This is a genomic window from Shewanella sp. SM55 (assembly GCF_025654025.1).
In the GTDB taxonomy this organism is placed as follows: Bacteria; Pseudomonadota; Gammaproteobacteria; order Enterobacterales; family Shewanellaceae; genus Shewanella; species Shewanella oncorhynchi.
The window spans coordinates 219,279-241,403 of the sequence record NZ_JAKKRS010000007.1 but is presented as its reverse complement, the minus strand read 5'-3'; the positions used below and the strand labels follow the sequence as shown (position 1 = coordinate 241,403).

Below are 22,125 nucleotides of genomic sequence, written 5' to 3'. Positions count from 1 at the left end.
CGAGCCCTAAGATGAGTCATCCCTAGGAATTTAATTCCTCTAAAGAGCCGTTCGAGACTAGGACGTTGATAGGCATGGTGTGTAAGCGTTGTGAGGCGTTGAGCTAACATGTACTAATGACTCGAGAGGCTTAACCATACAACCCAGATGGGTTTTGCTAAGCGACCTTAGATAGAATACAGATACTTGATAAAGTTTGAACTCAAACAAAGCAAATCAGCTTTCCGAATTATTATTAGCGTGAGCCAGAGATGGACACGGTAATAAGCAGAATTTGCTTGGTGACAATAGCCTTGTGGAACCACCTGATCCCATCCCGAACTCAGAAGTGAAACGCAAACGCGCCGATGGTAGTGTGGGGTCTCCCCATGTGAGAGTAGGTCATCGCCAAGCGCCTAATTATCTCATTGAGATGCAACGAAGCCAGCTGATAAGCTGGCTTTTTTGCGTCTGCAATTTGTAGAAATTAGTCAGTTTTTCTTTCAGCTTGCATGTTTCTCCGCTATTTTTACTCACCAACTCACCAACTCACTAGCCATTTCAATTACTGAGTTCTTTGTCGGTCCTAGGATTTCCTATTTCGTTCTCGTCCTATTGCTTAATTCTGCGCATAACTAAACGCCTGAGCTCTAGCTCAGGTAGCACTGTTGCTTATCTTTTAAGATAGCCGTTCCACACACCAACCGTATTGCTAGGCACTGCTCTGTGTTGGTATCTAGGGGGCATTTAAGTTGATTTAATTTGCTGAATTGAACCCATTCCTCTTCTTCAAACAATGTCTTCAGAACAATATTCATTTTTATTTTGCCACTTAGTCAGATGGCAGTAGCTTGGATTGTTAAATTTGCATATTTTTTCACTTGGTTTATTCCTATGCTCGTTGTTTTCAATTTAGGAATCATTTTTTAGCCTAAGACATCACTTCAGCTTAAATCCAACATTATGCTTTTTTCATTATGGAATATTGAATTAATCGCTCGATTTATGAGGATTAATAACTTGCCGCCTGTGGATTTACTTAATGTTGGTAAGACCAATTTACACTGATATGGTTTTTTTGTTATCAATTGGTTATGTTCGTAGCAGGTTGAGTTCAGCTGGTTTTCTTGTTGTGTGATTAGTTAGCTTTGAAATGTGATTTTTTATTCAATTTTTCTGATTGGTGGTCGCTATGTGTCTGTTTACGGAAGAACCATAGTTTGGAGCTGTTCATTTGATGAATTTTGAACTTGTAATGCGATAGCGATGATTTTCGGGCAATCGCGCTGTTGATAGGGATCTAGAGAGTAAGGGGTAGGGGAGATATGGAGGATGTAACGCAATCTTTATTGGATGCCGTTGGCATTATGTTTTTGGGGATGGGCTTAGTTTATTTATTTTTAAGTGTACTAATCCTTGGGATTCATTTGGTTGCGCGTTGGTGTGCAGTCGATACTGCATCTGCACGTTTTGCTAAAAATCATGCTAAAAGTCAGCAGAGGGTAGCGCAATCTGATGCTAAACCTTTAGATCCAAGCTTGGTCGCTGCGATTTCACTAGCGGTAAAGCAGTATCGTTCACAGATTAAGTAATGGGGAGCAGTATGACTTTTGTATCTAATTCTACGACAGCAGTGGCTAAGCCATTATTTTTAACTGATGTCGTATTGCGGGACGCGCATCAATCCATTTTAGCGACGCGCTTACGCATTGATGACATGTTACCTATAGCGCCGTTACTCGATAAGATCGGTTTCTGGTCATTGGAATCTTGGGGCGGGGCGACTTTTGATGCCTGTATTCGTTATCTTGGTGAAGATCCCTGGGACAGAATTCGTGAGTTGAAAAAGGCAATGCCGAATACGCCGCAGCAAATGTTGCTGCGTGGCCAAAACTTATTAGGTTATCGCCATTATGCCGATGATTTAGTCACGCGTTTTGTTGAGCGTGCTCATACTAATGGCGTCGATGTATTTCGTATTTTCGATGCAATGAATGATGTTCGTAATCTCGAAACTGCGGTGAAAGCGGTGCGCCAAGTTGGCGGCCATGCGCAGGGGACGATCTCATACACCACAAGTCCAGTGCATACCATAGAGACTTGGGTTGATATGGCAAAACGTCTCGAAGATATGGGATGTGATTCTTTGTGTATCAAAGATATGGCGGGGTTGCTTAAGCCGATGGAAGCGTTTGAGCTTATCAGTCGACTAAAATCCCAAACGCAACTAGTGTTATCTATGCATTGCCATGCGACGACAGGATTAAGTACCGCCACTTACCAGAAAGCCATTGAAGCGGGTATCGATGTGCTCGATACGGCAATTTCGTCGATGAGCCAAACCTATGGACATACTGCTACTGAAACAGTTATCGCTATGGTGGAAGATACTGAGCGTGCGACTGGTTACGATATGGTATTGCTTGAGGAGATTGCCGCTTATTTCCGTGAAGTACGCAAGAAGTACGCTAAGTTTGAAGGCGCGCTGAAAGGCATTGATTCGCGGATCTTACGTGCACAAGTGCCTGGTGGCATGCTGACCAATATGGAGAGCCAACTTAAGGAACAGGGCGCGGCCGATAAGATGGACTTGGTCTTGGAAGAAATTCCCTGCGTGCGTGCTGACTTAGGTTTTTTGCCCTTAGTGACACCTACATCGCAGATTGTCGGCTCGCAGGCGGTCATTAATGTGTTGATGGGGGAGCGTTATAAGTCACTGACTAAAGAGACTGAAGGCGTGCTTAAGGGCGAATATGGCGCGACGCCTGCGCCAGTCAATGCCGCATTGCAAGCGAGAGTCTTACAAGGAGCCGAAGCCATTACATGTCGCCCTGCTGATTTATTAACGCCAGAGCTGGCTAAATTACGGCTTGAGTTAGCTGATAAAGCACAGGAACAAGGCATTCGCCTATCTTCAGAGCATGACGATGATGTGCTGACCTATGCACTCTTCCCACAAATAGGATTGCAGTTCTTAAAGAATCGTGACGATCCGAACGCCTTTGAGCCTAAGCCTGAGCTGACTTCGGTACTTGCTGCTTCTAATATTACGGATCGTGGCCCTGAAACCTACACGGTAACTGTCGAAGGGCAAGAGTACGTAGTTGAAGTCGCCGCAGGCGGTGAGATCTCGCAAATCCAGCCACAGGGACAAAGTGTTCATGCTGTGCAATCTGTGACTGAGAGTACAACGCCATCAACAAGCCATGGTGAAATCAGGCTTGAAATGAGCGCGCCTTTGTCGGGCAACATCTTCAAAGTGCATGTTTCTCCAGGCGATAGAGTGTGTGAAGGCGATGTCGTGATCATCCTTGAGGCGATGAAGATGGAAACTGAAATTCGTGCACAGGGCGATGGCATTATCGCTAAGATCTGGGTGAAAGAAGGTGACTCAGTGTCTGTGGGTTCTCAATTATTGGCCTTGGCGTAGGAGTCATTATGGAAGGTTTAATGGCTTTTTGGGCCGAGACGGGAATCGCTCACTTTACTGGCGGGCAAGTGTTGATGATGGCAGTGGGCGCTTTGCTCTTGTATCTCGCCATCGTGCGTGGTTTTGAGCCTTTGCTATTGTTGCCCATTGGTTTTGGTGCAGTGCTGGCGAACATTCCCCATGCGGGATTTACCGAAGAAGGTGGCATCCTGTATTACGCCTATCATGTTGGGATTGAGACTGGGGTGTTCCCACTGTTGATCTTTATGGGTGTTGGTGCGCTGACCGACTTTAGTGCCTTGATCGCGAATCCTAAAACTCTGTTATTAGGGGCTGCTGCGCAGTTTGGGATTTTTGCGACACTGATTGGCGCAATAGCGCTGAACTTAGTGCCGGGATTTGAGTTCACTATGAAGGACGCGGCGGCCATTGCGATTATTGGCGGTGCTGATGGACCAACGGCGATTTTCCTTGCCTCAAAACTGGCGCCTGAGTTATTGGGGGCGATTGCGGTCGCGGCCTATTCCTACATGGCGTTAGTCCCGATTATTCAACCGCCGATCATGCGGTTACTGACAACTCAAGCCGAGCGCGAAATTAAAATGGAGCAGTTGCGCGAAGTCAGTAAAAAGGAAAAGATCATTTTCCCTTTGATGGTACTGGGATTAACGATTCTCTTTTTACCTGCGGCTACGCCGTTAGTGGGCATGTTTTGTCTTGGTAACTTGATGCGTGAATCAGGCGTAGTGGATAGATTATCGAAAACGGCGCAGAACGAGCTTATCAATATCGTTACGATTTTCTTAGGATTAGCTGTCGGTTCTAAGTTATCAGCCGACCAATTCCTGCGGCTTGAAACCTTAGGAATTTTGGTATTGGGAGCGTTAGCATTTGGCATTGGTACTGCTGCAGGTGTATTGATGGCAAAACTGATGTGTAAGTTGTCGGGTGGTAAGATTAATCCGTTGATTGGTGCCGCAGGGGTGTCGGCTGTACCTATGGCAGCACGAGTCGTGAACAAAGTTGGATTAGAGGCCAACCAACACAACTTCTTGTTAATGCACGCCATGGGTCCCAATGTGGCGGGAGTGCTAGGTTCTGCTGTGGCTGCGGGGATTTTACTTGCCGTGCTGGGTTGATGACAGAGTGGGTTAACTGATTGGGCTTGACTGAGTGGGTAAATTTAGCGGGTTTATCTTCGAATTTATTCTAGTCGTTAACGCTGTTTTATCACTAAGGCCAACTCAGTATTGAGTTGGCTTTTTGTTAAGTCACTAATTTAGAAAATGAATCCTTGGTATTAAACTAGGCCGTTAACCAGAGTAATGCCATAAGGATTAAAATCAGCCCGCCACCTATACCGATAATGTAGATAAAACCTCGCTGGCCTTGTTTTAGCGTGAGTTTGTTGGCTTTTAAAAATAATGCCCAAAACAAACATAGGATCAGCGGGATAAGGAAGAGTCTCGTCATTGTTTGTTCTGCTAAAGTGTGAGTTAGAGTAGTTTTAGAGTCTAACAGCTTGATCTTATTTGAGTAACCTATTTTGCAGTTTATAGGGACTGTCGAAGTTGATTGTGGCTTCTAAAGCCAATAGATTAAAGACCGTTTGTAGGATAATAAAAGAGACCGCCGAAGCGGTCTCTTACTGTGGTCAATGGTACTGATTATTTAGCTTAATACTTTTTATACAATATTGTTATTGCTACGAACTCACAGGTGTAACGTCTTGATTGTCGTTCGAATAGAACTGTGCTTCATCGAGTTCATTTTCGGATTTACCAATCACAACAGCAGTCATCATATCGCCCGTTACGTTAGTTGCTGTGCGGATCATATCGATAATACGGTCAATCGCGGCGATAAAGGCAATGCCTTCAAGTGGCAGACCAATTACACCTAAGGTGACAGTTAACATCACCATCGCACTTCCTGGTACGCCAGCGGTACCAACAGAAGCCACTGTCGCAGTCACGGCGATCATCACATAGTCCAGTGTGTCGAGCGGAATATTGTAAATCTGGGCGATGAAGATAGCGGCTATCGCAGGGTAAATACCCCCACAGCCGTCCATGTTCATGGTCGCACCTAATGGCATCACAAAGGCACTATAACGTTTTGATACACCCATGGTTTCGACTGCGCGGGTGCTCGCAGGTAAAGTACCGAAACTTGAGGAAGTACTAAAGGCGACTAACTGCGCTGGCATAGCTTTGCGGAAAAATTGCAGTGGGCTTAAACCACCGACAAATTTCACTAAGCCACCGTAAACAAAGATGATGTGGATAAAAGCGGCAATGTAGATAGCCCCGATAAACTTACCTAAAGGCAGTAGAGTCGATAAACCATATTCACCCACAACCCATGCCATTAAACCAAACACACCGATAGGAGTGAGTTTTAAGACCATGCGAGTCAGTTGGAACATGACTTCAGCACCTGATTCAATGGTGCGTTTTAATGGCTCTGCTTTCTCGCCGACTTTATTGATAGCGATACCTACCAAAGCTGCAAACACGATAATTTGCAGTACCTTGCCTTCAGCGAGTGAAGCAAAAGGATTTACAGGGATCATGTCGAGCAACACTTGTGCGAAACCGGGAATATTACGCTCGCGCACTTCAGTCGTTGTGAGTTGCATGGTGCCACCCATGTCGATCATTGAGCCCACAGCTAAGCCGATCAGAGAGGCGATTGTGCCTGTCAGCATGAACATACCCAAAGTTTTCAAGCTCAGGCGTTTCAGACTGGTTTGCGAGTTGAGCGATGTGATACTCACGACAATGGCACAAAATACCAAAGGCGCGACCAACATCTTAATGGCCCCAATGAACAGATCACCTAATGGTTTTAGCACTGTGGCGCTTTCACCTAAAATAACGCCAACGAGCGCACCTAAGATAAAGCTTGCTAAGACTTTTTGCCAAAACGGAATGCGGCTAATGGTTTGAAGGATCATGCATATTCCAGAAAAATAAATTAAGAGTGAGCCAATAGGCCTGCGATGATAGGATTCGTATTTAACGAGTTGAGCGTGATGTTAACGCGCTCTCAGTCATGCGCATGGTTATTGCCTGCCATAGTTAACCATTGTATCGACAGAGCTAGGGTTATAACAAACCGTTTTTCTTATAACTTATTGTGATAAGTGAGTTTGTTGTAAAAAGATTAAGTGAAACATTCAATTAACCCATGGCAAACCTCATCGCATTGAATACAAAAAGAGAGATTTATCATTGAGTAAGCCATTATGACTGAGTTAGGTATTATGTTCTCCGGCGCTTTTTTAGCGGCCACTTTGTTACCGGGGGGATCTGAAGTCTTACTCATGGCGCTATTAAACAATACCCCAGAGGCTTGGGTTGCGCTAGTCGTGGTGGCCAGTATTGGTAACACCTTGGGCGCGATGACCAGTTTCTACTTAGGCCGCTTAGGTCGCCTCGCAAAATCACCAGAAGCGTTAGCGACAGGTAAACACGCAAAGGGGCTCGCCTTGATTGAACGCTACGGCGTGTGGGCGTTGTTACTCTCATGGGCACCAGTTGTCGGCGATATTCTCTGTTTATTGGCGGGTTGGTTGAGGCTACCACTAATTCCCTCTTTGGTGATTATTTTAATTGGTAAAACAATTCGTTACTTAATTGTTGCCGCTGCCGTGCTGCAATGGATGGCATGATGGCGCTAGGATGCATTTAATGGTCAAGGGTGTGGAGTGTTTTTCCGTTTAGACTGAATTTACTGTATAGATAGGAACTTAGTGTTAATTTTGCGAGTCATAAATCCCAATGCTTAATCATTTAAGCGCACTATGACGCTACGCAGCACTATGATGAAGCTGTATTTTTGGCCCATTGATGTATGAGGGGAATGTTTTGAAGAAATGGATATTAGCGGTCGCAATTTCTGCCGCACTTGCGGGTTGTGCATCTGAAACGACTACGGTGAACTTGCCCACAGGCGTTAAACTTATCGAAAATGTGCAATTGGCCGATTCGCAAGTAGGGATCCCCTACAAAAAGTACCAATTAGCCAATGGGTTAACGGTTATTTTACATCAAGATGATTCCGATCCCTTAGTGCATGTCGACGTCACTTATCATGTGGGCTCTGCCCGTGAATTAGCTGGGCGTTCGGGATTTGCGCATTTATTTGAACACATGATGTTCCAAGGCTCGCAGCATGTTGCCGATGAACAGCATTTTGAAGTGGTTACCGAAGCCGGTGGTACCCTAAATGGCACGACCAATACCGACAGAACCAATTACTTTGAGACAGTACCCAACAATCAATTAGAAAAAATGTTGTGGCTCGAGTCGGACCGTATGGGCTTTTTGTTGCCGGCACTCACTAGTGAAAAATTCGAAGTGCAGCGCGAAACCGTCAAAAACGAGCGCGCACAACGTATCGATAATCAGCCCTATGGCCGCATGAGTGAGCGTTTTAGCCAAGCTATGTATCCTGTCGGTCATCCTTATTCTTGGCCTGTAATTGGTTGGCCGGACGATCTTAATCGCGCCACGGTTGATGATGTTAAACACTTTTTCCAACGTTGGTATGGCCCTAACAATGCGACCTTGACCATAGGTGGCGATTTCGATGAAATGCAAACCTTAGCCTGGGTCAATAAATATTTTGGTGAAATCCCCCGCGGTCCTGAAGTCTCGTTAGAGCAAAAGGCGCTGGTTAACTTAGACAAGACGCGTTACCTCTCCATGGAAGATCAAGTGCACTTACCTTTGATCCGTATTGGTTTTCCAACCGTATACGCTAGACATTCAGATGAGGCCGCGCTCGATCTGTTAGCCAATATTTTAGGTGGTGGTAAAACATCCTTATTATATAAAAACTTGGTTAAGGACGGTTATGCCGTGCAGGCTAATGTGAGTCATCCTTGTCAAGAGCTTGCGTGTCAGATGTCGATTTATGCTTTAGCCAATCCTGAAAAGGGCGGCAAACTGGCGGATCTGGAGCAACGTATTCTCGACTCGATTAAGGAGTTTGAGCAACGTGGCGTTACCGATGACGATTTGCAAAAAGTCAAAGTGCAGTTTGAGGCTGATACTATTTATAGCCTGCAGAGTGTTTCTGGCAAAGTGTCGACCTTAGCGATGAACCAAACGCTGTCGGGTAATCCGAACATGATTGCCTCAGATCTGAATCGTTATGCCAATGTGACCAAAGACGATGTGATGCGCGTGTTTAAGCAATACATTAAAGATAAACCTATGGTGGTTATGAGTGTGGTGCCGCAGGGAATGACGTCACTTATTGCTCATGCGGATAACTTCACGCCAGCAACGTTGCCGATTGCACACTCTGCGGTAGAGGGGGATTTGCCCAAGCCTGAACTTGTTTCAAGTTTTGATCGGACTAAGATGCCTGCATCTGGCGTTGCACCTATGCTCAAAGTACCTAAAATTTGGACAAAAACCTTAGCCAATGGCATCGAAGTCATGGGCACTCAAAGTACTGAAACGCCAACAGTTGAGTTAATTGTTTATCTCAATGGTGGCCACAGACTCATACCCGTCGAAAAAGCAGGCTTAGCAACGCTGACTGCGGAAATGCTTAATGAATCGAGCCAGAAGCGCAGCAGTGAAGCACTATCACAAGCCTTAGAAATGCTAGGTAGTAGTGTCGACTTTAGTGCGTCTGAATATCAAAGTTCGATCAAAGTCTCGGCTCTGACAGCACATTTTGATGAGACGCTGGCGATTATGGAAGAAAAGCTGTTTCAGCCAGCGTTCAGCGAAGCTGACTTTGCGCGAGTGAAACAACAGCAATTACAACAGATCCAGCATATGCAGTCCGATCCTAGCTATCTGGCTGATACGGCGTTGTCGTCTTTGTTATACGGTAAAGACAATGCGTTAGGTGTGAATGATCTTGGTACGCTCGATTCTGTCGCGGCGCTTACGTTAGCCGATGTAAAAGCGTTTTATGCCCAGCAGTATCAAGGCGGCAACGCTAAAATTGTCACTGTTGCTAATTTATCTGAATCTGCATTGCTGCCTAAATTAGCGGGATTAAACCAGTGGAAAGGAGAAGCAGCTGTGGTACCGCCACTTAAGCCACTCCCTGCATTAAAAGGCGGCACAATTTATGTGATTGATAAACCTGGTGCGGCGCAATCGGTAATCAATATTGCCAAGCGCGCATTACCCTACGATGCCACAGGCGATTATTTTAAATCTTATCTGATGAATTATCCGTTAGGCGGCGCATTCAATAGCCGTATCAACCTAAATTTACGTGAGGATAAAGGTTATACCTATGGTGCTCGCACCCGTTTTACTGGCGGTGCTGAAGTGGGCGATTTTGTCGCATCAAGTAACGTTCGCAGTGACGTGACGGCGAAAGCACTCATTGAGTTTGTAAAAGAAATCAGTGCTTATCAGCAGCAGGGCATGACAGATGCTGAACTTGCCTTTATGCGTAATTCAGTCTCTCAAGGGCAAGCTCTTGATTATGAAACACCGTATCAAAAAGCGGGCTTTATGCGGATGATCCAACGTTACCAATTGAGTCAAGATTTTACGACTCAACAGGACAAGATCATTAATACTGTAACAAAAGATGAACTCAATGCCCTCGCGGCTTCCGAGCTAGATATCAATAAAATGGTGATTCTGGTGGTGGGAGATAAAGCGACAATTGAAGCGGATTTAGCGGTATTGGGCTATCCAATTGAAACTTTAGTATTGTAAATTAGTATTTCGCCCTTATATAGGTAGATAGATGGGTGCATTAGTTAACGACTATTTGCCCTATATTTACCGGATTTACATCGAAAGACGGTGACAGCATTAGCTGTCACCGTCTGCTTTTAATCATACAAGGTGTGAATTTGGCTTGCCCCACAGACAGGTTTAGATTTATTTTGAGGCATATTTTGCAAGATAAGCCTCAAAATAAAGGTCTGACTGTTAACCTTGTCGCGATAGCGAATCACCAATTAGAGAAGCGCAAATTGAAGTCATTCAATGAATTAGTACAACATCTCTCGGACGCCAATGGGCGCACCGCACTCTTGGGTATGTTACGTGGCATAGAACGTGAGGCGTTGCGGATTGATGAGTTTGGTTATCTCGCTACAGACTCGCATCCCGAAGCCTTAGGCTCGGCGTTAATGCATTCGCGTATTACGACGGATTACAGTGAAGCCTTGCTCGAGTTTATTACGCCAGTAAATCACAATGTTGAGCAACTTCTCACTGGGTTAACGGAGACTCATGCTTTCAGCGTGCGCCACTTAAATGGTCAGCGTTTGTGGCCCGTGAGCATGCCTTGCTATGTGAAAGATGAGCAACAGATCCCCGTTGCCCGCTATGGCTCATCGAATACTGGCATGATGAAAACCTTGTATCGTAAGGGGTTAACCTATCGTTATGGCGCCCTGATGCAGATCATCTCTGGGGTGCACTTTAACTTTTCGGTATCGCAAGAATTATGGCAAAGTCTGTATGAGTTAAGTGATAAAGAGTTAACTTACGATGATTTTATTTCAGAATCCTATTTCGGCTTGATCCGTAACTATCGCCGTTTAGTGTGGGTACTACCTTATTTATTTGGTGCCTCGCCAGCGTTATGTAGCTCCTTTATTAAAGATCAAAAAACCGACCTCAAGTTTGAAAAAACGGGCCACGGAACTCTGTATCTGCCCTATGCCACTTCGTTGCGTATGAGTGATTTAGGCTACACCAACAAAGAGCAAGAAGATCTAAATATCAGCTATAACTCTTTGCCTGAGTATCTGGCTGGCGTGAATGCTGCCACTAAAATGCCTTCAGCAAACTTTGCTAATATCGGCGTTAAAGTCGATGGTGAGTATCGTCAACTTAATGCCAATGTATTGCAGATTGAAAACGAGTTCTACTCGCCAATCCGTGCTAAACGGGTCACGCGTAGTGGCGAGAAACCGTCTGAAGCTCTGGCCCGTGCTGGGGTGGAATACATTGAAGTGAGAGCGCTGGATGTTAATCCATTTAGCCCAGTTGGCATTGAGGCGACACAAGTGCGTTTCCTTGATTTATTCCTACTCTATTGTTTATTAACGCAGTCGCCTAAGTCTGAGGCGAGCGAAGAGGCGAGATTAAGCGCAAATCTTAAAGCTGTGGTGCTTGAAGGCCGTAAACCTGGGCTTGAGTTATTAACCGCAGACGGTTCACGTTCGCTTAAATCTTGGTTAGAAGAGTTGTTTGATGCCTTGCAACCTTTGGCAGTATTGCTTGATGGTGAGGGGACGGATTATCAAGTGGCTTTGGCCCATTGGCGCAAAGCGGCTGAAGATCCGAATTTAACCCTGTCGGGACAAGTACTTCAAAACGTGATCAACAAGGGCCAAGATCATGGTCAGTGGGTAATGACGTTAGCGCAGCAATACTACCAATACTTTATCGATTATCCCTTGTCGAGCGAGACCATAGCGCAGTATCAAGCTGAAGCATCCAGTTCGCTTAACAAGCAAGCTGAACTAGAGGCGGCGCAGAGTGCAGTTTCATTCGATGATTATCTGGAAGATTACTTTGGAGTGAAGCCGTGAAAGAGGGGTTATTCTCTTTCACTGGCCTACGTGCCCGCGCAGCTTTGATTGTGTTCAGTGCCTTGTTATCTGGCTGCGCCGCGTCACCTGAAGATCCACTGGGCTGTGGTACTGTGTCGGGTTATTTGCAGCCCGATGCCAGTACTCACTGGTATCGAGTTGTGGTGACCCATTTAAACGGGCAGGCAGTCGTTTCTAAGCCTAATTATCAGTTAGCGCCTGGCGAATATGAATTTACCGTTGCGGAGCTGATCGATGATCCAAGTTTGTCAGTCACGCTTGCCGCACGGACACCCAAAGTATTCAAGCTCAATGTCGAAAGTCATCAGCGTTATCATATCGGTGCGTTATTTCACACTGATAAGCGCTATATGGGTAAAGACACTGCGTATTGGGAACCCGGCGTGTGGCAGCAAGAAGATCATGAGTGTCAGTTTGAGCTGAGTCCCGAAACGAAATAGCCAAAGTGTTAAGCTCAAGTGGTAAGCCAGCTGCATTTGATTTAAGTCATATTGATTTAGCCTCTAGCGCTGAGATCTTCTAAGCGCAAAAAGGCTTTTTATGCTTGCCTCAGCCTGAGTCTATGACATCATGGCGCGAGCTAACTCTCCAAAGAACATGATATTAATGAATAAGTCCTCCGCTATCTTACTCTGCGCAAGTCTCGGCATCTTGTCAGGTTGCGCGACATCTCCGCCTAAGTCTCCCGAAAATTTGTGTGAGATATTTCAAGAACACCGAGATTGGTACGATGCCGCTAAAGATGTCCGTGATAAATGGGGGGTGCCAGTGCATGTGCCGTTAGCTATGATGTATCAAGAGAGCTCATTCAAGCACAATGCCGCGCCACCGATGGAATACTTTTTAGGTTTTATCCCTATTGGCCGTGCTAGTGATGCCTATGGGTATGCGCAGGCTAAGACCATGACGTGGGATGATTATGTGCGTGAGACGGGAAACAGTTGGTCGAGCCGCAGTGATTTCGATGATGCCTTGGATTTTATGGGCTGGTTTATCAGCAAAACCCATAAAATAAATGGCGTATCTAAATGGGATGCGCGGGCGCAGTATCTTAATTATCACGAAGGCTGGGGCGGTTATCGCCGTGGCAGTTATAAATCTAAGGCGTGGTTAGTGAAAGTGGCGAATAAGGTGGATGCGAGGTCGAAACGCTACGCGGCTCAATATAAAACCTGCCAAGAAGATTTAGATTCATCTTGGCTGTGGCGTTTATTTTTTGGTTAGGATTACGTTTTTATATCATTGTCAGCCACTTAAGTGAGAATGGCTGACTGTCGGTGTTCAATTTAGATATTTAATCGAGATAGCTAATTGAGATAGCTAATCGAGATAGTAAACTCAAATCTTAAACTCAGATATTCAACTCCGACGCTTACTGATTGTTGATATTAGCCTTTTGACATCGGCTGCAGCAACTGACTTCAATTGATTTATTGCGCTTTCACTGCGAAGGTTTCTAATGCCTGAATGGCTTTTTTCTTCGCACGCTTTTGTTCATACATAGCATGATCTGCAGTCTTAAAGGATTGATACCAATCGGCTTCGAAGGGGGCAATACCAAAACTAAAACCTAGGCTAAGCTCTGAACCTTGATTCAAGGTTTTGCGCATATCATCTAAGTCCTGTTCAATTTGAGCTAACGGCCCATGGCATAAAGCGACAAACTCATCGCCACCAAAACGGGAAATAATGCCTTTATTTTGCCAATAGGCGAGCATGGCGGTGGCTGTTCGCTTGATGGCAACATCACCCATCTGGTGCCCATAGGCATCATTAATGGACTTGAGATTGTCCATATCGATAATAATTAAAAAACTGCCTAAGTGAGGTTTGTGCTGCCAATGGTGCAGTTCATCTTCAAAATTCTTTCGATTATAAAGTCCTGTTAATGGATCAAAATTGGCGAGTTTAGTGATCTGCAGTGACTTCTGATAGAGCGCAATGGCATTGCTAGCTTCGTGAGTTAGGATAGAGACAAGATTGCGGTCGTAATCGCTAAAGGCGCCAATGCTACTGCTATCGAGATTGAGCATAGCATACAGTTTGCCATCAATACGAATAGGGCTAGACAGGGTTGAGCGTATCGGCTGCTTCGACACTGAGAGTAACACTTTTTGATCATCTTCCGTTAAAGTGCTAGCCGCATTGATATTCTTCATATCATTGATGACCACTACTTGGTCGCATCTCCCTTCAGTGAGTCGATATTCAAAAGTTTGCTCTAAGGTAAAATCCAGTTGTCTGAGTTTTGCTAAATCGAGCCCCACGACAGATTCAAAATACAGTTTATTATTCACCTCGTTGATTTTAATGATGCTGCCCATTTCGGCACCATTAATCACGTACACGGCTTTATTGAGTAAGGCGTCCAGAAAGGCATGCTCATTTTTATAATGGCTCGAGAGATGGGCGAGTTCATAGATGGCATCGTTGATGGTGACGACTTGCTCTAAATGCTGCCATAGTCGAGTTAAACGGCCCTGATGCAAGTAGTAAATTAGGCTGTAGGCAAAAATATAAATGATGCAAACAAACAGTAAGGGCAGGATAGTCCAATTTTCTGTGGGTGCATTAAAGATAAACAGCAGGATGAATAGACATATCGGCACTATAAGCAGTAGCAGATGATAGCGATAATCTAAGCGATCTATGGTCTTACGTTTGAAATTATCCCTTAATTTCACTCGACTATTCCTTTATCTGTGTCATTGCTAGTAATCATTGAATGCTATACATCACTAACGTATTCACACTGAGTTCAGTTAAGTATATAACGAAAATTGAAATATAAACTGATATGAAACTGTGAACAATTTCATATCAGTGATTTTGGTACTAAATACTGAATTAACGCGAATTTTCTGCGTATTCGGCCAATATCCAAGCTAATGGTGCTTGGTATTGGATTGGCATCCAAGTTTGCAGTGCGGCTATGCTCTGGTTGAGCACAGTTTGATTTGGCACTGATAGGTTTAAATGTCCGACTTTACGACCCGGGCGCACTTCTTTGTTGTACCAGTACAACTCAGCATTGGGCAAACTTAACCAGCGAGGGTCATTATCGATACCGATAAGGTTGACCATAACACACTGAAAATTCACTTGTGGCTGTGGGATCGCAATTCCGCAAAGTGCTCTAAGATGCAGCTGGAATTGATCCATATGGGTTCCGGCTTGAGTCCAATGGGCAGAGTTGTGCACTCGCGGCGCCAGCTCATTCACCAGTAGCTCATCGCCAACACGGAAGCATTCCATCGCCATTACGCCAACGTATTCAAGTTCGTGCATAATAGCGCTGAGCATAGTTTCGGCTTGGGCTTGCAAAGGGCTTAAGCGTGCCAGTGGCGAAATCGACGCCATTAAAATGCCGTCCTGATGTAAGTTCAGCGTCAGCGGATAAAACACGCATTCGCCTTCGCGAGTACGCACGCCAACCAATGATACTTCTTCATCAAAATTAATCGCTTGCTCAGCAATCGCAAGGTTACGCCAATCGTTTGGAATATCACCCGCTTCGGCTTCTTTTAGCCAATGTTGACCTTTACCGTCATAACCCCCAGTACGGCGTTTCATCAAGACTCTAGGACCATAGTGCTGATACAGGGTATCGACTTGGGTGTTATCGTCGACTAAGGTCCAAGGCGCTGTGGGAACGCTGAGCTGGTCGAGTAGACTCTTTTGGCTAAAACGGTCGGCTAAACGGCTAAATACCGGACCATTAACAAAATGGGGGTGTGAGCTGAGTTGTAAACTCAGGGCGGACTCTGGCCACTGTTCGCGCTCGGCGGTAATAATGTCGTGGGGCGCGAGTGGCAGAATGTCATCCGTAGGTGTCATGATATCGACGGCGTTAACTTCAATCGCTAATGGCTCACCAGCGTGGGTCAACATGGCGCCCAGCTGACCATTACCTAATACCCAAACCTTAGGTTTAGTGTTTGTCTGGGTCATTAGACTTCCCTCGGGTCTGGATTGTCCAGTACCGCACGGGTCTGTTCTTCTCTGAAAGCGTCAACACGAGCCGCTAATTCTGCATCGTTATTCGCAAGGATTTGGCAGGCCAATAATCCTGCATTGAATGCGCCCGCTGTGCCTATGGCTAAGGTGCCGACGGCGATGCCTTTTGGCATTTGAACGATAGACAATAAGCTATCCATACCTGACAGGGCTTTACTTTGGACTGGTACACCTAATACGGGTAAGCGAGTTTTAGAGGCAATCATACCGGGTAAGTGCGCTGCACCACCGGCGCCACCAATGATGATTTTAAAACCACGTTCGGCGGCAGAGGCTGCAAACTCCATGAGTTTATCTGGCGTTCTATGGGCGGAAACCACTTCAACATGATAAGGCACTTGCAGTTTATCCATTATCTCAGCGGCGGCTTCCATTGTGGGCCAATCACTTTTAGAACCCATAACAACAGCAACAAGGGCTTGCATGATAACTCCTTAACTCACTAATTTTAATTATATTTTGACCTTGTTTCAGGTCTAGGTACAGTTGATGCTTGTCTAGCCGTCATCGGTAGCTAGCATCATGGCGCTGAATAATACCATGATCCTAGCGATTTCTGCCCGTTTTTGCGTGTGAAAAAACGTCTTTCGCGGCGATGAATAGGTGAGGTGATGGAGCAATAAAAAAGACCAACCCTGAGGTTGGCCTTTGAGATAAGTCAGCAACATTAAGCCCTGAGATCGTGCTACTGGTTTACTGTGTCTGCTTATCCGCAGTGATTTCAGTTTGCTGAGTGATAACTGGCGCTTCTGTCATTGCCTCACGTAGGGTCGAGTAAAACTTCAATACACCTTCAATTGGCTGGATCTTCGCTCTCGCCAGTGTTCGGATGGGCTGGAACTGCAGATCGGCGATAATGAGCTTAGTCTTATTCGCTTTGCATTTTTCAATCAGCTTCGTCAGTGCGGCTAATCCTCCCGCATCCAGAATAGATACTCCATCGAGATAAAGCACTATCACTTGTTTATCTTCAGTGAGACTCGCGATTTCGGAGAAAATGCGGTCAGCAGCAGCGAAAAATAGCGGCCCGTTAATTTTAAGGACAGCCCAATCGGCAGGTAGCTCTTGATCCACATAACGCTTGTTGGTGCTGATATCGTAAAGCTTTGTCATCTCGGCAATTTCTTTCATAAACAGCAAGGCAGCAAGGATAATTCCCACACTGATGGCGATCACCATGTCGAAAATAACCGTTAATGAAAAGCAACTGACAAAAACCATGATATCGCTGGTGGGCGCAGTTTTAATTAAATGCAGCGCTTTGTGGGCTTCACTCATGTTCCAAGCCACAACAAGTAGCAGGGCTGCCATGGCTGACATGGGCAAATAAGCTAATACGCCCGCTAAGGCGACTAAACCAATTAAGACTACTATGGCGTGGATCATGGCCGCAATCGGACTCTGAGCGCCCGCTTTGACGTTCGCCGCGCTACGGGCGATTGCCGCTGTCGCTGGAATCCCACCAAAAAATGGCGTGATGATATTACCTATGCCTTGGCCCAGTAACTCACTGTTGGCACTGTGGCGCTTGCCTGTCATGCCATCGAGCACCACAGCACACAGTAGCGATTCAATCGCCCCTAACATGGCAATGGCAAAGGCGGCAGGTAACAAGGCTTGAAAGGTCGCTAAATTGAACTGAAAAGCTTGACCATTTGCGCCTGCCTGCAGCCAAGGCCACTCGAAACTTGGCAATACCGCAGGGATCCCCATGCCTGTGGTGCCATCACTCAGTTGGTAGTGGAAACGGGTGCCTATGGTTTCTATGTCTGCGCCCATGGCATTGAGCACCAAGGCGAGGATAGTGCCGAGTATGATTGCCGGAAGGTGCGCTGGCACAGGTGTTTTGAGTTTCGGCCAAAGCAGCATAGTCGCTAGGGTGGCGCTTGCAACCAGTAAGCTAGGCAAATGGACCGAAGGTAGCGCTTGGGCTAATGCCATTAGCTTGGCTAGATATTGCTCCGGCATATGGGCAATTTCGAGCCCGAAAAAGTCCTTTAACTGCAAGGTGGCAATGACTACGCCAATCCCTGCGGTAAAACCTAAGGTGACGGATTCTGGAATATACAGAATCAACCGGCCAAGGCGCAGCGTCGCCATGCCGACGAGTATCATTCCTGACATCACAGTCGCGATTAATAATCCTGCTAAACCAAACTGTTGGGCTATGGGGTAGAGCAATACCACAAATGCCGCTGTCGGGCCGGACACGCTGTAACGTGAGCCGCCAGACATGGCGATAATAAAGCCACCGACAATGGCGGTATACAAGCCGTATTGAGGCGCAACACCACTGGCAATGGCTAATGCCATCGCTAATGGAATTGCAATAATACCCACAGTAAGACCGGCAAGAAGATCTTGCCCAAAACGTTTAAACGAATACTTATCTTTCACGCAAGCTTCTGTGAGTGCGTGGGCGATCCTTAGGGAAAATAAATGAGCTGAGTGTGACACAAGAGGGTCCCATAGCTAGGCTAGCAACAAGCTTCTATTTTAGTGGCCAGATTGAAGGTGCAGTGTGATCTTGCCAGCAAAAGCGATTGAAAATACTTTGTTTTGTATAAATAGTGTGCTTGAGACGGTTTAATTCTCATTTAAGTATGTTTTGCAAAATATCGAGATGTTTTAACCCTTTTGCTAATGCGGGCCGTTTACAGCTTTAGGTCAACATCAAAGGCATTCCACATGAAAACAATATACTCCCAGAAAACCATTGCACATTCCTTATTACCTTGGGGAAACGCCAGCATATCTGCGAGCAATAGCACAGCTTTATTCTTAGTCATGCTGAGTTTAACGGCCTGTGGCGGTAAAGGCTCTGAGGCTCAACAACGACAAGCGGAGCTGCAAGCCGAACAGAGTCATAAAGAAGTGTCACAGCGCCGTGCTGAAATGCGTGATGCTACTCAGATTGAGATGGCCAGAGTCGCGGCGCCGATGCAAATGTCTACCCATGGTGCAGTGATGGGAATGAACATAGCCCCAACGCCGTCAGACTATGCCGCGATTCCGTTAGCACAAAATAAATTCGAGCCGCTGGTGCAAAATGGCATCATGGTGGCCGGAGAAATCCCAGTATCGACTTTTTCCATCGATGTCGATACTGGCAGTTATGCCACCTTAAGGCGGATGCTGAGGGAAGGGCGCTTGCCCGAGAAAGGCACTGTCAGAGTTGAGGAAATGCTCAATTATTTTGCCTACGATTATCCCTTACCTGCTAAAAATACCGCGCCGTTTAGCGTTACGACAGAGCTTGCGCCATCCCCTTATAACGATGACATGGTGCTGTTACGGATTGGTCTTAAAGGGTATGACTTACCTAAATCTCAATTAGGCGCGAGTAACTTAGTCTTTTTGCTCGATGTGTCAGGTTCTATGGCATCTGCCGATAAATTGCCTTTACTGCAAACTGCACTCAAGTTGTTGACGGTGCAATTAAGCGCTCAGGATAAAGTTTCTATTGTGGTTTATGCTGGGGCTGCTGGTGTGGTGCTCGATGGCGCGTCGGGTAATGACACTCAAACTTTAACCTATGCGTTAGAGCAATTGAGCGCAGGTGGTTCAACCAATGGTGGGCAAGGAATCACACAAGCCTATCAATTGGCGAAAAAGCATTTTATCCCCCATGGTATTAATCGAGTCATCCTCGCGACTGATGGTGATTTCAACGTTGGTATGACAGATTTTGATGATTTGATTGCCTTGATTGAGAAGGAAAAAGATCATGGTATTGGCCTGACAACCTTAGGGTTCGGTTTGGGGAATTACAACGATCAACTCATGGAGCAATTAGCGGATAAGGGCAATGGTAACTATGCCTATATCGATACCCTGAATGAAGCGCGAAAAGTGCTGGTGGACGAGTTAAGTTCAAGCTTGTTCACTATTGCTAAAGACGTCAAAGTGCAAGTGGAGTTTAATCCGGCCTTAGTGTCTGAGTATCGTCTAATCGGTTATGAGAATCGTGCTTTAGCACGGGAGGATTTCAACAACGATAAGGTGGATGCGGGCGAAATTGGCGCGGGTCATACAGTGACTGCCTTATATGAATTAAGATATGTTGAAGCAGGGCAGATGGCGAATGATAAACTCAGATATGGCGTTGATGCTCAAACGGGGCAAGAAAAATACAGCCGTGAAGAAATCGCTTTCCTTAAACTGAGATACAAGTTGCCAGAACAAACACAGAGTCAGTTACTGAGTTATCCCATCAGGTTAGACCAAAATGTTAATCTGTTAGAACAAGCGAGTGATGATTTTAGATTTGCAGCAGCGGTTGCAGGATTAGGGCAATTACTGAATGGCAGCCATTATCTACATCAATTTGATTATACTAAGTTAAGCCAGTTAGCACGTTCGGCATTAGGGGACGATCCCTTTGGATATCGCCATGAGTTTGTGCAATTAATGGAAACCGCCGCGGCCATAGAGCAATCTAATCATGTGCCGATTAAGAAGGTATTCGATGGTACGGATAAACCTTTTCCTCCCCAAGATAAGCTTCATGGCGAGCCTGTGAGAGACAAGAGCAATACGCGCAATGAGAGATTACAATAGTAAAAGTAAATTCGTGGGGCTAACCCCAATGACGAGGAATTTCCCGTGGCATTAGCAATAGCGCAATTATCAAACCATGAGCACTCAGATGAGCAATTGATGTTGTGCTATGCCAAGGGCGATTCAAAAGCATTTGAACAGTTATACCTGAAGCACAAAGGTGCACTCTATCGCTACTTTGTACGCCAGTTAGGTGATAAGCAGTTAGCTGAAGATTTGTATCAAGAAACCTGGGGGCGGGTGATCCGCGCTGCGGCTAACTATGAAACCAGTGCTAAGTTTACTACTTGGCTATATCGTATCGCTCATAACTTATTGATTGATCATGTACGGGCGGTTAAGCCCGTGGATTTAGTCGCTACTGATGAAGATGATGCAGGACTCGATACTTTTGTGGCGGGTGAGCAAGATAAGCCCGATGTGCAGTGGCAAGAAGCGCAAAAGAGCTTATTGCTAAAGACCTGTATCGCACTGTTACCCCAAGTTCAGAAAGAGGCATTTATCCTGAATATTGAAATGGGTTTTACGGCTGCCATCATTAGCGACATTGCGGGCGTGACCTTAGAAGCGACTAAAAGCCGTATTCGTTATGCTTACCAAAGCCTAAAAGATTGTGTCAGCGCGAAATGGCAGGAGGCGGGTCATGAGTAATTCTTCAAGTGCTGATGAGCGCGCATTACAACAGGAAGTGCTGGCTTGGTATCGCCAACAGGCCTTAGAGGTTCCACCGCAGCAACTCGATCAAGATATCTTACAGCTGGCGCAAACTCACTTAGCTGAAATGCATCAAAGCAAAATAACCGCCGTTGAAGCGCCAAGTTCTGTCTGGCGACGCCATCCTTGGGCGTTATCGAGCGCGGCATCGTTAGTGCTTGTTGTTGGTCTGCTGGTGCTGAATCGACCTCAAGTCGAAGATACACTTGTTCCAAGTCCTATGGTGATGAGTGCCCCCGCGCCACAAACGATGGCAAGAATGGCTGATACTGAAGCGATGCAATCTTTAAAAATGCAAACAGAAGCCGTGGCTGAACATAAAAGACAGACGGAAATGCAGCAAGCTAAAGCCGCATTGGGAGCAACTGAGCAGCAGGATACAATTAGCCCCGCTATCGCTGCAAGGTCTATGAATGCACCAAAATTATCTGAGTCTGCTGAAATCAATCAAGTGTCATTGACTGAGTATTTACATCGGTTACAAGTCCTCATCGAAGCGAAGGAGACTGAGCAAGCATTCGTGCTTGAACAAAAACTGCTCAAAGATTACCCGTATCTTGCAGTTAAGGATGTCGATGAAGCGCAGCAAATCGAATCGCAGCAAGTATTAAGACTTGAGTTTAAAAAGCTACAACAGCAATTACATCAGCTTGCCAAATGACTATGTGATTGTGGTATTTAGTAATAAAAAAGTGATTAGAAATCGCAAAGTGGTGAGATAAACAGCTAAATTTCCCTGAAATATGCCGAGACGTGCTAATGTTTGTGGTCTGTTTACTGTTTGGTATGTGATTTACTTGATCAACGTCATAAAGTGAACAGGTTTTAACCTGTTATATTGGTGTTAGTTCACGACTTGGCT

17 protein-coding genes and 2 rRNA genes are annotated in these 22,125 nt (G+C 45.7%); 13 read left to right on the top strand and 6 right to left on the bottom strand.

Annotation, left to right across the window (positions count from 1 at the left end; translation table 11 throughout):
• The 5 genes from L5L91_RS11530 to L5L91_RS11510 form a co-directional block, all read left to right on the top strand.
• Positions 1-138, top strand: a 23S ribosomal RNA gene (locus tag L5L91_RS11530); the annotation flags it as partial.
• 139 nt (positions 139-277) lie between these two features.
• Positions 278-393: ribosomal RNA gene (gene rrf / locus L5L91_RS11525) — 5S ribosomal RNA — on the top strand.
• A gap of 911 nt (positions 394-1,304) precedes the next feature.
• Positions 1,305-1,571 carry an OadG family protein gene (locus L5L91_RS11520; RefSeq protein ID WP_263160917.1) on the top strand — a complete coding sequence of 89 codons (267 nt, stop codon included), beginning with the start codon at positions 1,305-1,307 and terminating at the stop codon, positions 1,569-1,571.
• A gap of 11 nt (positions 1,572-1,582) precedes the next feature.
• On the top strand, positions 1,583-3,409 hold the full coding sequence (oadA, locus tag L5L91_RS11515) for a sodium-extruding oxaloacetate decarboxylase subunit alpha (protein ID WP_263160915.1): 1,827 nt from the start codon (positions 1,583-1,585) through the stop codon (positions 3,407-3,409).
• An 8-nt stretch (positions 3,410-3,417) separates the two neighbouring features.
• Entirely contained in the window at positions 3,418-4,548 is a 1,131-nt protein-coding gene (locus tag L5L91_RS11510) for a sodium ion-translocating decarboxylase subunit beta (RefSeq protein WP_219234034.1), read from the top strand.
• Between the two features lie 166 nt (positions 4,549-4,714).
• On the opposite strand, the gene L5L91_RS11505 is transcribed toward L5L91_RS11510, so the two are convergent.
• Positions 4,715-4,882 (bottom strand): hypothetical protein, encoded by a 168-nt coding sequence (locus tag L5L91_RS11505; RefSeq protein ID WP_212601273.1) that lies wholly within the window; start codon positions 4,880-4,882, stop codon positions 4,715-4,717.
• Positions 4,883-5,114: 232 nt separating this feature from the next.
• On the bottom strand, positions 5,115-6,368 hold the full coding sequence (locus L5L91_RS11500; RefSeq protein WP_263160912.1) for a dicarboxylate/amino acid:cation symporter: 1,254 nt from the start codon (positions 6,366-6,368) through the stop codon (positions 5,115-5,117).
• Positions 6,369-6,659: 291 nt separating this feature from the next.
• On the opposite strand from L5L91_RS11500, the gene L5L91_RS11495 reads away from it, so the two are divergent.
• The 5 genes from L5L91_RS11495 (at position 6,660) to L5L91_RS11475 (ending at position 13,196) form a co-directional block, all read left to right on the top strand.
• Complete coding sequence (locus L5L91_RS11495; protein ID WP_263160910.1) at positions 6,660-7,085, top strand: YqaA family protein; 426 nt, start codon at positions 6,660-6,662, stop codon at positions 7,083-7,085.
• Positions 7,086-7,263: 178 nt separating this feature from the next.
• A complete protein-coding gene (locus L5L91_RS11490) occupies positions 7,264-10,116 on the top strand; it encodes a M16 family metallopeptidase (protein WP_263236580.1) in 2,853 nt (950 codons plus the stop codon).
• Positions 10,117-10,301: 185 nt separating this feature from the next.
• Positions 10,302-11,951: a glutamate--cysteine ligase gene (gshA, locus tag L5L91_RS11485; protein WP_168823561.1), complete on the top strand. Its 1,650-nt coding sequence runs from the start codon at positions 10,302-10,304 to the stop codon at positions 11,949-11,951.
• Entirely contained in the window at positions 11,948-12,412 is a 465-nt protein-coding gene (locus L5L91_RS11480) for a hypothetical protein (RefSeq protein ID WP_168823560.1), read from the top strand. The genes gshA and L5L91_RS11480 overlap by 4 nt, the downstream gene beginning before the upstream one ends.
• Before the next feature lie 166 nt (positions 12,413-12,578).
• Positions 12,579-13,196 (top strand): hypothetical protein, encoded by a 618-nt coding sequence (locus L5L91_RS11475; RefSeq protein ID WP_081729062.1) that lies wholly within the window; start codon positions 12,579-12,581, stop codon positions 13,194-13,196.
• Positions 13,197-13,402: 206 nt separating this feature from the next.
• Here the strand turns inward: L5L91_RS11475 and L5L91_RS11470 are convergent, their stop codons facing one another.
• From L5L91_RS11470 to dauA, 4 genes are all read right to left on the bottom strand, one after another.
• Positions 13,403-14,656, bottom strand: coding sequence for a sensor domain-containing diguanylate cyclase (locus tag L5L91_RS11470; protein ID WP_263236579.1), 1,254 nt, complete (start codon positions 14,654-14,656; stop codon positions 13,403-13,405).
• 163 nt (positions 14,657-14,819) lie between these two features.
• On the bottom strand, positions 14,820-15,923 hold the full coding sequence (purK, locus tag L5L91_RS11465) for a 5-(carboxyamino)imidazole ribonucleotide synthase (protein WP_263236577.1): 1,104 nt from the start codon (positions 15,921-15,923) through the stop codon (positions 14,820-14,822).
• The gene (gene purE / locus L5L91_RS11460) at positions 15,923-16,414 is read right to left on the bottom strand and encodes a 5-(carboxyamino)imidazole ribonucleotide mutase (RefSeq protein ID WP_028760937.1); all 492 of its coding nucleotides are present in this window, start codon (positions 16,412-16,414) and stop codon (positions 15,923-15,925) included. The genes purK and purE overlap by 1 nt, the downstream gene beginning before the upstream one ends.
• Before the next feature lie 268 nt (positions 16,415-16,682).
• Entirely contained in the window at positions 16,683-18,446 is a 1,764-nt protein-coding gene (gene dauA, locus L5L91_RS11455; RefSeq protein ID WP_263236576.1) for a C4-dicarboxylic acid transporter DauA, read from the bottom strand.
• Between the two features lie 231 nt (positions 18,447-18,677).
• Between dauA and L5L91_RS11450 the strand changes: the two genes are divergently transcribed.
• From L5L91_RS11450 to L5L91_RS11440, 3 genes are read left to right on the top strand one after another with little or no spacing between them, the layout of a single operon-like run.
• The gene (locus L5L91_RS11450; protein ID WP_263236575.1) at positions 18,678-20,549 is read left to right on the top strand and encodes a vWA domain-containing protein; all 1,872 of its coding nucleotides are present in this window, start codon (positions 18,678-18,680) and stop codon (positions 20,547-20,549) included.
• A 45-nt stretch (positions 20,550-20,594) separates the two neighbouring features.
• Entirely contained in the window at positions 20,595-21,200 is a 606-nt protein-coding gene (locus L5L91_RS11445; RefSeq protein WP_219252931.1) for a sigma-70 family RNA polymerase sigma factor, read from the top strand.
• Positions 21,193-21,924 (top strand): hypothetical protein, encoded by a 732-nt coding sequence (locus L5L91_RS11440; protein WP_263236573.1) that lies wholly within the window; start codon positions 21,193-21,195, stop codon positions 21,922-21,924. Before L5L91_RS11445 ends, L5L91_RS11440 begins: the two co-directional genes overlap by 8 nt.
• The last annotated feature ends 201 nt before the right edge of the window (positions 21,925-22,125 follow it).

Bases quoted from the DNA above. Each gene is read 5' to 3' on its own strand.
- L5L91_RS11520 (WP_263160917.1), top strand. From the start codon at position 1,305: ATGGAGGATGTAACGCAATCTTTATTGGATGCCGTTGGCATTATGTTT.
- oadA (WP_263160915.1), top strand. From the start codon at position 1,583: ATGACTTTTGTATCTAATTCTACGACAGCAGTGGCTAAGCCATTATTT.
- L5L91_RS11510 (WP_219234034.1), top strand. From the start codon at position 3,418: ATGGAAGGTTTAATGGCTTTTTGGGCCGAGACGGGAATCGCTCACTTT.
- L5L91_RS11505 (WP_212601273.1), bottom strand. From the start codon at position 4,882: ATGACGAGACTCTTCCTTATCCCGCTGATCCTATGTTTGTTTTGGGCA.
- L5L91_RS11500 (WP_263160912.1), bottom strand. From the start codon at position 6,368: ATGATCCTTCAAACCATTAGCCGCATTCCGTTTTGGCAAAAAGTCTTA.
- L5L91_RS11495 (WP_263160910.1), top strand. From the start codon at position 6,660: ATGACTGAGTTAGGTATTATGTTCTCCGGCGCTTTTTTAGCGGCCACT.
- L5L91_RS11490 (WP_263236580.1), top strand. From the start codon at position 7,264: ATGTATGAGGGGAATGTTTTGAAGAAATGGATATTAGCGGTCGCAATT.
- L5L91_RS11475 (WP_081729062.1), top strand. From the start codon at position 12,579: ATGAATAAGTCCTCCGCTATCTTACTCTGCGCAAGTCTCGGCATCTTG.
- purK (WP_263236577.1), bottom strand. From the start codon at position 15,923: ATGACCCAGACAAACACTAAACCTAAGGTTTGGGTATTAGGTAATGGT.
- purE (WP_028760937.1), bottom strand. From the start codon at position 16,414: ATGCAAGCCCTTGTTGCTGTTGTTATGGGTTCTAAAAGTGATTGGCCC.
- L5L91_RS11450 (WP_263236575.1), top strand. From the start codon at position 18,678: ATGAAAACAATATACTCCCAGAAAACCATTGCACATTCCTTATTACCT.
- L5L91_RS11440 (WP_263236573.1), top strand. From the start codon at position 21,193: ATGAGTAATTCTTCAAGTGCTGATGAGCGCGCATTACAACAGGAAGTG.